Source organism: Rhizobium sp. N621 (assembly GCF_001664325.1).
Taxonomy (GTDB): Bacteria; Pseudomonadota; Alphaproteobacteria; order Rhizobiales; family Rhizobiaceae; genus Rhizobium; species Rhizobium esperanzae.
The window spans coordinates 221,708-233,598 of record NZ_CP013498.1; the positions used below are offsets into that span (position 1 = coordinate 221,708).

Consider the following 11,891-nt stretch of genomic DNA (forward strand, 5'->3'; position numbering starts at 1 on the left):
CTCCTGTTCATTCGTGAATTTCCATGCACTTCGCGTAAAATTCCTCCTCGCCGAGGACGCTGAGCGGAGGACACGTCACGCCATGCTGTTTGAATAGCCGGACGATATCGAAATTGCCCTTCCATATGGCCCTCGTGATCGGCGCGTAGCCGTGAACCTCTACGTGGCCCACATCAGCTCCCTTAGCCAACAAGAACTCAGCAAGATCGACGTGGTTCTCTTCACCCGCAACCATGAGCGGGGTAACACCCGCTTTATTGGACGCATCGTCGAGAATTGCTCCGTGGTCTAGGAGCAGTTTGCTGATGGGTACGCTGCCCGAAAATGCCGCAGCGTGAAGGGGCGTAAAGCCGCCTGAATTCCTTGCCATAACATCGGCATTTCTTTTTATTAACAACTCGGCAACGGCAAGCTGCTTTGCAATCGCGGCGTTGATGAGTGGTGTCGCCTGATCGCGAGTGCGGCTGTTGACATCGGCACCCGAAGCTAAAAGTTGCTCCACAGCAACGGTGTTTCCTGCTGAAACGGCATCGAACAATAGATCACCCGCGGCCGCCGCGGTCGCTGATAAAAACAACGCTACCGATGTAAGAAACCGGCGCATAGCTTCACCTTAATATTTACCGACAGAATAGCACACCGTCGGCATGTAGGCTACCTAGCACCTGCCTCAGCTGCAGCGGCGACCGCCACCGAAATTTCCGCTTTAAGGACTCACACCGCCTCACCAAACTCCGCCGCCAGCACCGCATCCTTCAGCGCCCGCGAATAGGGATGCTGCGGATCGTCCAACACCACCCGCGCCCGCCCGCGTTCGACGATTTCACCCTTGCGCATGATGATGATGTTGTCGCTGATGTAATAGGCGGTGGCGAGGTCGTGGGTGATGTAGATGATCGAAAGACCGAGTTCGTTCTTCAGCCGGCCGAAGAGGTTGACGATGGCCATGCGGAGCGAGGCGTCGACCATCGAGACCGGTTCGTCGGCAACCAGCAGGCGCGGCTCGGGGATCAGCGCGCGGGCGATGGCGACGCGCTGCAGCTGGCCGCCGGAGAGTTCGTGGGGGAATCGGCCCTTTACCTCTTCCAGCGTCAGGCCGACATGGTGGAGGGCGGCATCGGCCATCTTCTCCACCTCCCGCCGGTCCGGCCGCTTGCCGGAGGCGGAGAAGTTGCGGGCGGTCTCGAAGAGGTAGCGGTCGACCCGCTTCAGCGGGTTGAAGGCTTCGAAGGGGTTTTGCAGCACCGGCTGCACCTCCTTCATGAAGGCCTTGCGTTCGGCCCGGCTGTGGATGGCGACGGTCTTGCCGGCAAATTGCAGCTCGCCTTCGGTCGGCTCTGCCTGGCCGAGGATCATCGCCGCCACCGTCGATTTGCCCGAGCCGGATTCGCCGACGATCGAGAGGATCTCCGGCTCGTCGCCGATTTCGAAGCTGACATCCTTGACGGCGGTGATCAGCCGCCGGCCGAGCATGCCGCCCTGGCGGTAGATTTTCGTCACATGCGAGAGGCTAAGCAGAGTCAAACCTGATCCCCCGTAACCGCAAAACACGCCACCCGCCGCTCGGGCGCGACGGTGACCATGGGCGGAACTTTCTGTGAGCAAATCTCCATGCGCTTCGGGCAGCGCGGGTGAAACCGGCAGCCCTCCGGCGGCATGGCGAGGTTCGGCGGGCGTCCCTCCAGCGAGGGCCGGGTGGTGGGGTCGCCGATCTTCGGCAGGCTGCCGACGAGATGCTGCGTATAGGGGTGGAGCGGCGCGCTGAAGAGCTTCGCGGTCGGCGCCTCCTCGACCAGCCGGCCGGCATAGACGATGCCGATGCGGTCGGAGACCGTCGCATGCACGCCCATATCATGGGTGACGAACAGGAAGGACGAGCCCATCTCGCGCTGGATGTCGCGGATCATCTGCAGCACGTCGCGCTGCACGATCACGTCGAGCGCCGTCGTCGGCTCGTCGGCGATGATGAATTCCGGCGTCAGGATGGTGGCGAGCGCAATGGTCATGCGCTGGCGCATGCCGCCGGAGAGTTCGTGCGGATAGGCATCGAGCAGCTGCGGGTCGAGCTTCAGCCGCTGCAGGTGGTTGGCGACCTTCTCGAAGAAGACTGATTTGCTCACCTTCATGTGGCGGAAGGCGAAATCGGTGAAGGAATGGCGGATCCGGCGCACCGGGTTCAGCACATTCATCGAGCCCTGCATGATATAGGAGAGATGCTTCCAGCGCAGCGCCACGCGCTCCTCCGGCGTCATCGCATAGAGATCCTGGGTGCCGCCGCCGAAGTGGAACTTGACGCTGCCGGAGACGACCCGGAGCGGCGGCCGGATGGCGCCGGCAATAGTCTTGATCAGCGTCGTCTTGCCGCTGCTCGATTCACCGGCGACGCCATAGACCTCGCCGCGGCGGATCGTCAGGCTGATATCGTCGACGGCCCGCACCTCGCGATCGACGCCATAGAGGAAGGCGCGGTAATAGGCTTTAAGGTTGTCGATTTCGACCAGATTCTCCATGCTAACTTCCCATCCGGTTCAGCCGGCTGCGCGGATCATTGTATTCGTTCATCGACATGGACAGCAGGAAGAGCGCCAGGAAGAGAATGACGATGACGGCGACCGGGGCGGCCACCCACCACCATATGCCCGAGATCAGCGCCGAATGCGCATTGGCCCAGTAAATCATCATGCCCATGGTCGGCGTCTCGATGTCGGTGAAACCGAGCACCGAAAGCGTGATCTCCATGCCGATCGACCAGATCATGTTGTTCATCGTCGTGGCAAAGACGATCGGCAGCACATAGGGCAGGTGCTCCTCGACGAGGATCTTGCGCATGGTCATGCCGGAATAGACGCTCTGGGTGGTAAACGGCCGGCTCTTCAGGCCGAGCGCCACCGAGCGGATCAACCGCGCATCATAGGACCAGCCGAGCGAGGCCATGATGACGATCAGCGCCACCCAGGTCATATTGTCCTTCAGCACGAAATAGAAAAGGATCAGCAGCGGAAATTGCGGGATGACCATGACGCTGTCGTTGATCGCCATCAACACCCGGTCGACAGCGCCGCCGGCATAACCGGCGACGAGCCCGACAACCAGCGAGATGATGCGCGAGAGAAAGGCGACGCCGATGCCGAAGTAGAGCGTGTTGCGCAGCCCGATCGTCAGCTGCCAGAACACGTCCTGGCCGCGCGAAGTGGTGCCGAGCCAATATTCGCCGTCCGGCGGCATATCGGGCGGCAGCAGATAGATGTCGGTGGCGCCATAGGGCGAGAAATAGGACAGGATCACCAGGCCGACGATGACGGCAAAGAGCAGCAGGCCGCAGAGGAATTCCATATTCTGGCGGGCGAGGTCGCGGATGATGGTAAACATGGCCTATTCCACCTTGATGCGCGGATCGATCAGCGGGCTCAGCACGTCGATGATGAAGACGGCGGCGGCAACGCCGACGATCGACAGGGCGCTGAGGCCGAGCACCAGGCTGTAGTCGCCGGCATGCACCGCTTCGATCAGCAGATTGCCGATGCCGGGATAGCCGAAGACGATCTCGGTGATGACGGTGCCGTTGAAAATCGCGCCGAGCGACATGGCAAGCCCGGTGAATTGCGGCACCATGGCATTGCGGGCGATGTAGGAGCGCAGGATCTTGCCCTTCGGCACGCCGCCGAGCTCGGCGAAGACGACATAGTCATCGGTGATGATGTTGGAAACCAGCGCCCGCATGCCGATCAGCCAGCTGCCGGCGCCGACCAGGATGAGCGAAAGGGCCGGCAGGATGGAGTGTTTGAGGATGTCGGTGACCAGAGCAAAGGAGAGGTCCAGATTGGCGTTCATCTCATAGCCGCCATTGATCGGCAGCACCGGCCAGATGAAGCCGAAGACGATGAGCAGCACGAAGGCGAGGATGTAATAGGGAATTGGCAGCATCGCGATGAAGACCAGGCTGACGGCCTTCAGCACCATGTCCTTGCGGTAATAGCCGGCGAGCGCGCCGATCGCATTGCCGAGCACGAAGGTGATCAGCGTCGACACCGTCATCAGCCCGATCGTCCAGGGCAGCGACCGCAGGATGATGGTCGAAACGGGGGTCGGAAAGGCCGAGAGCGAGGGACCGAGATCGCCGGTCGCAAGCCGCAGCCAGAAATGCAGATATTGCTGCCAGATCGAACCCTGCATGCCGTAGAGTTCGCGCAGCGACTGGCGCATCAGCTCGATTGCATTGGGATCGGACTGACCCATCTGCGTGATGGCGCCTATGCTTTCTTCGACCGGGTCGATGGGCGTCAGGTGGGTGACGAAGAAGGTGATCGTCACGCCGAGAAAGACGACGAGCAGGAACTGACCAAACCGCTTCAGCACAAAGATCAGATAGGGCGTCATAAGGCGGAGCTTCCTCTCTGCTTCCCTTCTTGAAAGGATCGACGAGCATGGCAGCTGGGGCTCATGCCCGTCGATGAGGGGGCCGGCGCGATGGCTCCCGCGCCGGCGTTGGGAGGGTTATTGCGATTGAGCCGGCTTCAGCTTGACCATCATCAACCTGGAGTTCGCCCAGTTCGGCACCGGATCCGTATAGGGGTCCTTGATCGTCGGATAGCCGGTCCAATAGGTCGTATCCATCGAGGTGAAGACGTTATAGGACATCAGCGGGATCGTCGGCATTTCTTTGGCGACCAGCTTCAGATAATCCTTGCCGAGCTCCATGCCCTTCGGATCGTCGGCGCTGATGCCGCGGATGCTCTCGATGATCTTGTCGAGCTCCGGATTGGACCAGCGCTGCCAGTTGCGCGGCGGCTGAACCTCGCCCTTCTTGGCGACGAACTGCGAATGCCAGCTGTCGAGGAAGAAGGAGAGGTCGGGATCGCCGCCCCAGGTTTCGACGCTCCAGGCGATCGCCACCTGGAAGTCGCCGGGCTGCAGCGCCGTCTGCCAAAGCTTCGCGGCCGGCACGGCCTTGGCGTCGATGCCGAAGGCGGCCCATTGCTGGGCAATCAGCGTGCCGGCGCGGGTGAAGACCGAGCGGGTGTCGCCTTCGACCGTCATCCGGATCTTGAAGGGCTGGCCGTCGGGGGTCAGCCATTTGCCGCCTGACTTCTTGAAGCCTGCTTTTTCCAGCAGTTCGCCGGCCGCTTTCGGGTTCGGTTTCCACCAGCCATAGCCGAAGGCACCGCTGATCGCCTGGGGATCGGTCGGGATCTGGTCCTTGAACTTCGGCTGCTTGCGCAGGATATCGGCGATCTGCTGCCCGACGGTCGGGTCATAGGGCTTGATCTTGCTCTTGCCGGTATCGATTTCGAAATCCTTCAGCCAGTCCTGCATCGGCGCCTGATAGTCTTTCATCGTCGCCGCCGTCGGCGGCACGCCGAGTGCCGAGAGCGTCGCCGCGCCGCGATAGCTCGCCATGTCGACGGCCTTGATGTCGATCAGGAGGGCCAGCGCCCAGCGCACATCGGCATTGTCGAAGGGCGCTTCCTGGGTGTTGAAGATGACGGCCGGCAGCGTCGGATCCGGATGGGCGAAGGGGAAGCCCGGGAACCAGGTGTCGATGGTCTTCGACTTCTCCTTGAGGGTGAACATGCCCTCCGGCGTGTTGTCGTGAATGATATCGAGATTGTGCTCGAGCTGGGCGATCGTCCGCTTATCCGGCGGGCCGGGATCGGTATAGGTCACGTATTTCGGGGCCGGCTCGCCGAAGCGGGCAAGCGAGGTGCGCTGCCAGTCGTCGCGCTTCTCCCAGGTATACCATTTGCCCTGCGGATCGTAGGCCTTCAGCTTGTAGGCGCCGAGCGAAACGGGATTGGCGAAATCGTAGCGAAGCGGATCTTCGACCTTCTCGAACACATGCTTCGGCATGATCCAGGCGCCGTTCCAGCGCACGGTGAAGATCGCATGGAAGCGCGAATTCGGCTTCTTCAGCTTGAACACCACGGTCTGCGGATCGGTCGCCTCGACGCTGGCCACCTGCACCGAGAAGGCCGCACTCCAGACCATGCCGGGATGATCCATCTGCGTCTTGACGGTATAGACGACGTCATCGGCGGTGAATTCGACGCCGTCGCTCCAATAGAGCCCCTTGCGCAGTTTCACGGTCATTTCGGTGAAGTCGGCATTATATTGCGGCTTGTCGGCGGCGAGCGAATTGTCCCAGGCCGCGCCGCCAAGCCCCTGTTCAGGGTCGATATACCAGAGCGTATCCATGGTCAGCTGCTGCAGGCCGGTCGAAACCCCGCCGCCGCCATTGACCCAGATGTTGAACCAGCCGGGATTTTTGATCGTCCCTTCCGGATTTTCAACGATGAGCGTCTCCTTGCGCGGCAAGGAGGTGTAGTCCTCGGCGGTGGCCAGACCCGTCAGACCGAGCGTGGCCAGCACGAAGCCGAATGCAAACCTCTTCCACTTTTGCATGAACTCCTCCCTTGTAAGCGACGATGCGGCGGCCGCTGGGGCACGCATGGGCATGTCGCGGTTGTCGGTTCGCAGAAGCGGGCTTGTGAGCCTTGCGCTTCGGCGAACCATCCTCCGGCTGCCTGCCTCCTCGCAGGGAGCCGATTTTCTAGCCGGGTCTTTACCCGGCGGCGACTGTCACACCGACAGCCGGATGACGTTGTAGGAGAGCGGCTTCAGCGCCGCCCGCACTCGTCCGTCTTCGATCTTGGCGCTCTCGACCTGCACCGGAGCGACCGTCTCCGGCCGCCGCGCCGTGTTGACGGCTTCGAGATCGCCGTGGGTCATCTCCACCTGCTCGATCAGCCGGGCGCCGCCGAAACCTTCGAGCCGCACGTCGAGATCGAGCGCCGTATCGGGATGGCGGTTGACGGCGAAGAAGGTCAGCGACCGGCCATCCTCGGAATGCACGGCCGAGACGTCGAGATAGGGAACCTCGTTCTCCTCGTCGCTGTCATAGCTCGGGCCGTCGACGACGAGCTGCAGCGCCGATCCGCGGCCATATCGCGAGGCGTAGTAGAAGGGATAATAGATCGTCTGGCGCCAGGCCGCACCACCATCTTCGGTCATGATCGGGGCGATGACGTTGACCAGCTGGGCGATGCAGGCGATGCGCACCCGGTCGGAGCGGCGGATGAAGGTGTTGAGGATGCCGCCGACCTGCAGCACGTCCTCGAAATTATAGACGTCCTCGAGCAGATGCGGCGCATCCGGCCATTCGTCGCGCGCCAGGATTTCCTTGTCCTGCTGGTTGGAATGATACCAGACGTTCCATTCGTCGAAGGAAATGCCGATTGTCTTCTTCGAGCGCTTCTTCGCCTTGATGTAGTCGATGACGCCGCCGATCGTGGTGATGTAGCGGTCGAGCTTGGTCGCCCGGGCGAGGTAGTTCAGTGTATTCTTCTCGCGGTTGGCGAAATACATATGCAGCGAGATGTAGTCGGCGCTGTCATAGCACTGCTCGAGAACCTCAGCCTCCCACTGAGGATAGGTCTTCATATCGGAATTCGACGAGCCGCAGACCACGAGTTCGAGCGACTTGTCGAAGCCGCGCATGGCTTTCGCTGTCTCGTCAGCCAGCCGGCCATATTCATAGGCCGATTTGTGGCCGACCTGCCAGGGACCGTCCATCTCGTTGCCGAGGCACCAGAGTTTCACATCATGCGGATTGGACCAGCCGTGCTTGCGGCGCAGGTCCGACCAGTAGGTGCCGCCGGGATGATTGCAATATTCCAGGAAATTGCGGGCGGCGTCGAGGCCGCGCGAGCCGAGATTGACCGCGAGCATCGGCTTGGTATTGGCCTTCTTGCACCAGTCGACGAATTCGTTGACGCCGACCTGGTTGGCCTCGCGGGTGCGCCAGGCAAGGTCGAGGCGAACCGGCCGCTCCGAGCGCGGGCCGACGCCGTCTTCCCAATTATAGGCCGAGACGAAATTGCCGCCGGGATACCGGCAGTAGGGCGTGTCGAGCTCACGCACCAGATCGAGCACGTCGCGGCGGAAGCCGTCTTCATCGGCTGTGGGATGTCCGGGCTCATAGATGCCGCCGTAGATCGCTCTGCCGAGATGCTCGAGAAATGAGCTGTAGAGCCTGGCGTCAATGGTCGCGATGCGAAAATCGCGGTGGGCAACGACATTCGTCTTCAACGGATCCTCCCGTTTATGTATCAGAAATTTTGTTTTCTTGCCTCTAACTTGATATCAGGAATGTCGTGATGTCAACCAAAAGGCTGATTTAATCATACTAATGCGGAAGTCGATAAAAACCGTTTAATTTCAGTATATTGAATAGATTTAGCGGCTGCTGAAACACGAAATAAATGCGATTTTTAAATCAAGATATCCGATATTAACTTTTCAGACATGCAGCCGCATGGTGATGTCGCGGCCGTGATTGCCGAAGCCGCGGCCGAATATATTGACGCCGCCGGTGTGGCCGGCATTCTCGGCGATGCCGACGCGCAGGCGGATGGAGGAATGCTGGCCGAGCGCCAGATCGCTGAGCGTGATATTCGATGCGGCGATACCGTCGATAAAGGTGCCGCGCGTCGAGATCCGCCAGGTTTTCATCGTCCCGTATTGCGAACCCTCGAGCTTCCACCACGCCGGCGTGAAGGCGCCGCGCTTGTCGCCGTAATCGCCGGGCGACGTCCAGGTGCCGATCGCCATGCCGTTGACCCAGAGCGTGATGTCGGACGGCCAGTCCGGATTGGTGCCGGGCACCTCGGACGACAGTTCCAGCGAAAATTCGATGGCGCGGATATCCTTGTTCAACACCTTGGCATTGTTGGGAAATTTATATTCGACATAACCGCGGCCGAACCAGACGAGCCCGGCCTGCATGCGCTGCGGATCGAGGAAATAATCGGGTACATCGAGCGGGCCGATGACGCTTTCGGTCGAGCAGAGACCGCAGGGCGCATGCACATCGCAGCTCGTATAAAGCCCGACCGGCATCTCGACCTCGATGATATTGTTCGCCCGTTGCGCCGCACTTTCCTCGAAACTGATCAGGATCTCGCTATAGACCGCCGAGCAGATCTTCTGGTTGCCCTTGCGCGCCTTGGCCAGCCGGGAATCGACGAGTCCGGCATCTTCCAGGATCTGGATGCCGGTGGCTACGGTCGATTGCGGCAGGGAAAGCGCCTGGGCGATATCGTTGATATTGAGCGGCCCCTTGGCGCAGAGCAGCTTCAATATCTCGATCCGCGCCGGCGCCGAAAGCGCCCGTATGGCCTCACTATTCTCGCCGGCCGCAATCGTTAGAAACGAGCGTTCCATCAGTTCCCCATAATTTCAGAAGTAATGATGTATATCGGAAATTATGATGCATCAAGTGGAGTAGGTCGGAATGATGCGCTAAGCGAGAACAATCACGCGCCAAGGTCGGCTGCGACAATCAGAGCGTCAGACGTCGCTGCGAACTGTGGGTCGGAAGTCAGCTTTTCTCAAGGGCTGACAGGCTGTCGCTGGAGGAGCGAGATGCGCTTCAGGCGCAGCGCACGCTTTTCCAGGAGATGCCATGAAAGCCAGCCGAGCAACCACGATGTCGGCAGCGAAAGGGCAAAGACCGCCCACCACGTGCTGTACTGGCCGAGGGCATGGTTCATCACCTGCTCCACTGGCCAGCCATAGAGATAGGTCCCGTAGGAGACGTCGCCCAATCGTTCGAGAGTCGGCAGGCGAATGGAGGGCGAGGTCGCGATGTAGACAAGCGGATAGGCGAACAACATGCGGCCGTAAAGATAGCCGGGCCAGAAGACGAGGAAGAGCACGCCGAGCGCCGCGAAGACCAATGCCAGGACAATGCTGGGCTGCCGCTTTTCCATCACGAACCAGAGAAGCGAACCGCAGAAGAAATAGGGAGCGATAAAGGTGAAATCCGTCAGGAAGCGTATGTTTGGCCACGGATGATCGAAGAAAAGCTGCCATGTCACGCCCACGGCGACGGCAAGTGCCATCAGCGGCGCTCGCAGAAGCCCGATTGCCATCAATCCCGCGACGATCAGGTAGCAGAAGATTTCCTGCCCGATCGTCCAGAGAGAGCCGTTGACGGAGGTGGCGAGCCAGGAGATTGCCGGATCATAAAACTGCACATGCGGCAGGGTCATGCCAAAGTTCGGGTCGAGCAGCGAATGCAACGTCGTCTTCAGATGAAGCGATTTCAGCAAGTAGCCGCTGACGCCCAACGGGCTGAACAGGGCGCCCAGGACGTAGACGCTGAGCAGGGTGCAGACGATGAACGCCGGGTATATCCTCAGCGCCCGCCGCCAGAGAAAACCACCCGCGCTGCCGAACTGCGCGCTCTGCGTGACGAGGAAGCCGCTGGTGATGAAAAACACATAGACGCCGAATAGGCCGAGGATATTACCCTCTCCGAACAACCGCTCGAAGGGCTCATTCGCCGAGGTCTTTTCCACGATAAGGAAGGCATGCGAGAAGATCACCGTCGAGGCTGCGACGAGCCTGATCATGTTGAAGTTCGGGTAAAATGCCTTCTTGCCATCGCCCCCGTGCATGCGAGCCTCCCGCACCTCTAAAGTTTGACACGCCATTAAGGCGAGTTTTGAACGAGCCGTTGTGAAAATGGGCTCAAGTCCAGACTCTCTCCGATCTGCCCAACTGCGCCTCTGACAACAGTGCGCTCGGCACAACGACCGGATGAGCCGTGGCCCACCGCCTCAGATCTATCGGAGTGAGCGCTAGAACGAAGTCATCTCCGAAAATCCAGCATGTCTAACATTACGAAAAAGTAATGTAAATCTGGTGCGATTCTATGTCGCGCCGAAGTCCAATTGACTCATTCAGCTGATGGATATAGATCATTCGACAAAATTTAGAGAATCACGTTGTATTGATGCATCACCTCGGCGAAGTTGTAATACATAGACAAAAAGAAAAGTTGATTGAGATAGTAAGGAAGTTCGTAAATACCGGACAGCCTTACATTATAATGGACTTTCCCTCGAATAAAGATCCGGGGCATCATGCAAGTTGGCTTGGGTTGTCGCAGGTATTGAAGCAAGTAACGGGCAGGATGCCGGCGCTTGTTTGCGGTGCATCCCAAAATATAGACGAGATAAGGGAAACGCCGGCCGATGCTCCAATTTTCATTTGCGGGTGGAGTGATTTTGGGGATTTGCGGGCGGGCAGGGATGATCTTCGCTGCCGATTGATGTGGAAATATCCGGATCGGACGATCATCCAGATGCCGCAGAGGATTCACTTCGCCAACGAGTCGCTCAAGGAATACGCCAAACGCACGATTGGCAGGCATCGCAACTTCTTCTGCCTGACGCGCGATGACCAGAGCTTCGAACTGGCAAGGGCGAACTTCGACTGTGATGTCGGGGCGGGCCCGGACACGGCATTCGGTATCGAGACGCTGAAGCCCTTCGACGCCGACCCTCTGAGGGTGTTGTATGTTATGAAGCCTCTTGGCGAGGACGACGACGTCGATATAGCGAAAGCGCGCTCGATTGTTGACGGACCTCTGACCAACTGGATCAATGGTCCCGCCAGTTTGTCGCGCTTGCGCATGTCGAGCATCGTCAGCTCAGCGCTGCGGCATGGATTGAGCCGCGCGGCAATGCTGGCCCAGCACCGCGAGGATGTCGCCCGTCGGTATGTCGATTACGGCGTGCGGATCCTGTCCGGCGCAGAGCGGATCATTACCAACCATTTACACGGTCATATTCTCTGTCTGTTGCTCAATAAGCCGCATATCGCGGTTGCGAGGGAGGCAAGCAGTCTGCACGCCTTCATCAACAGCCGGACGGGCGATAGCCCTCTGGTGGAGACAGCAACGAATGCCGGCGAGATTTTCGCAGCAATGTCTCGCCTGCCATATGAGATCGGCGGCACCTGGTACAAGTCGAGCCGCCCCATCACTGTCGGTCCCGGTATTCCCGCCCCCGATCTGGTCCCTCAACCTTCCATAGTCTGATTATCGG

The 11,891-nt window shown here is 59.8% G+C and carries 10 protein-coding genes; 1 reads left to right on the forward strand and 9 read right to left on the reverse strand.

The window, feature by feature from the left end:
* Positions 1-7 precede the first annotated feature (7 nt).
* The 9 genes from AMK00_RS25640 to AMK00_RS25680 form a co-directional block, all read right to left on the reverse strand.
* Positions 8-604 (reverse strand): ankyrin repeat domain-containing protein, encoded by a 597-nt coding sequence (locus tag AMK00_RS25640; RefSeq protein WP_016736606.1) that lies wholly within the window; start codon positions 602-604, stop codon positions 8-10.
* Between the two features lie 110 nt (positions 605-714).
* Positions 715-1,473: an ABC transporter ATP-binding protein gene (locus AMK00_RS25645; protein ID WP_064812322.1), complete on the reverse strand. Its 759-nt coding sequence runs from the start codon at positions 1,471-1,473 to the stop codon at positions 715-717.
* Positions 1,474-1,520: 47 nt separating this feature from the next.
* Positions 1,521-2,510, reverse strand: coding sequence for an ABC transporter ATP-binding protein (locus AMK00_RS25650; protein ID WP_064812147.1), 990 nt, complete (start codon positions 2,508-2,510; stop codon positions 1,521-1,523).
* Between the two features lies 1 nt (position 2,511).
* A complete protein-coding gene (locus AMK00_RS25655) occupies positions 2,512-3,369 on the reverse strand; it encodes an ABC transporter permease (protein ID WP_064808333.1) in 858 nt (285 codons plus the stop codon).
* Between the two features lie 3 nt (positions 3,370-3,372).
* Positions 3,373-4,377 (reverse strand): ABC transporter permease, encoded by a 1,005-nt coding sequence (locus tag AMK00_RS25660; protein ID WP_042119874.1) that lies wholly within the window; start codon positions 4,375-4,377, stop codon positions 3,373-3,375.
* Positions 4,378-4,494: 117 nt separating this feature from the next.
* A complete protein-coding gene (locus AMK00_RS25665; protein ID WP_064812148.1) occupies positions 4,495-6,399 on the reverse strand; it encodes an ABC transporter substrate-binding protein in 1,905 nt (634 codons plus the stop codon).
* A gap of 177 nt (positions 6,400-6,576) precedes the next feature.
* Positions 6,577-8,085, reverse strand: a complete 1,509-nt coding sequence (arfA, locus tag AMK00_RS25670) for an arabinosylfuranosidase ArfA (protein ID WP_064812149.1) — start codon at positions 8,083-8,085, stop codon at positions 6,577-6,579.
* A 210-nt stretch (positions 8,086-8,295) separates the two neighbouring features.
* On the reverse strand, positions 8,296-9,219 hold the full coding sequence (locus tag AMK00_RS25675; protein WP_064812150.1) for an ArsR/SmtB family transcription factor: 924 nt from the start codon (positions 9,217-9,219) through the stop codon (positions 8,296-8,298).
* 167 nt (positions 9,220-9,386) lie between these two features.
* Positions 9,387-10,457, reverse strand: coding sequence for an acyltransferase family protein (locus tag AMK00_RS25680; protein ID WP_064812151.1), 1,071 nt, complete (start codon positions 10,455-10,457; stop codon positions 9,387-9,389).
* A 338-nt stretch (positions 10,458-10,795) separates the two neighbouring features.
* Here AMK00_RS25680 and AMK00_RS25685 point away from each other — a divergent pair, with 338 nt between their 5' ends.
* Positions 10,796-11,884, forward strand: a complete 1,089-nt coding sequence (locus AMK00_RS25685) for a polysaccharide pyruvyl transferase family protein (RefSeq protein ID WP_064812152.1) — start codon at positions 10,796-10,798, stop codon at positions 11,882-11,884.
* Positions 11,885-11,891 lie beyond the last annotated feature (7 nt).

Excerpts from the sequence above, each read along its gene's own strand:
- AMK00_RS25685 (WP_064812152.1), top strand. The coding sequence starts at position 10,796 with ATGCATCACCTCGGCGAAGTTGTAATACATAGACAAAAAGAAAAGTTG.
- AMK00_RS25650 (WP_064812147.1), bottom strand. The coding sequence starts at position 2,510 with ATGGAGAATCTGGTCGAAATCGACAACCTTAAAGCCTATTACCGCGCC.
- AMK00_RS25680 (WP_064812151.1), bottom strand. The coding sequence starts at position 10,457 with ATGCACGGGGGCGATGGCAAGAAGGCATTTTACCCGAACTTCAACATG.
- AMK00_RS25665 (WP_064812148.1), bottom strand. The coding sequence starts at position 6,399 with ATGCAAAAGTGGAAGAGGTTTGCATTCGGCTTCGTGCTGGCCACGCTC.
- AMK00_RS25675 (WP_064812150.1), bottom strand. The coding sequence starts at position 9,219 with ATGGAACGCTCGTTTCTAACGATTGCGGCCGGCGAGAATAGTGAGGCC.
- AMK00_RS25640 (WP_016736606.1), bottom strand. The coding sequence starts at position 604 with ATGCGCCGGTTTCTTACATCGGTAGCGTTGTTTTTATCAGCGACCGCG.
- AMK00_RS25655 (WP_064808333.1), bottom strand. The coding sequence starts at position 3,369 with ATGTTTACCATCATCCGCGACCTCGCCCGCCAGAATATGGAATTCCTC.
- AMK00_RS25660 (WP_042119874.1), bottom strand. The coding sequence starts at position 4,377 with ATGACGCCCTATCTGATCTTTGTGCTGAAGCGGTTTGGTCAGTTCCTG.
- AMK00_RS25645 (WP_064812322.1), bottom strand. The coding sequence starts at position 1,473 with ATGCTCGGCCGGCGGCTGATCACCGCCGTCAAGGATGTCAGCTTCGAA.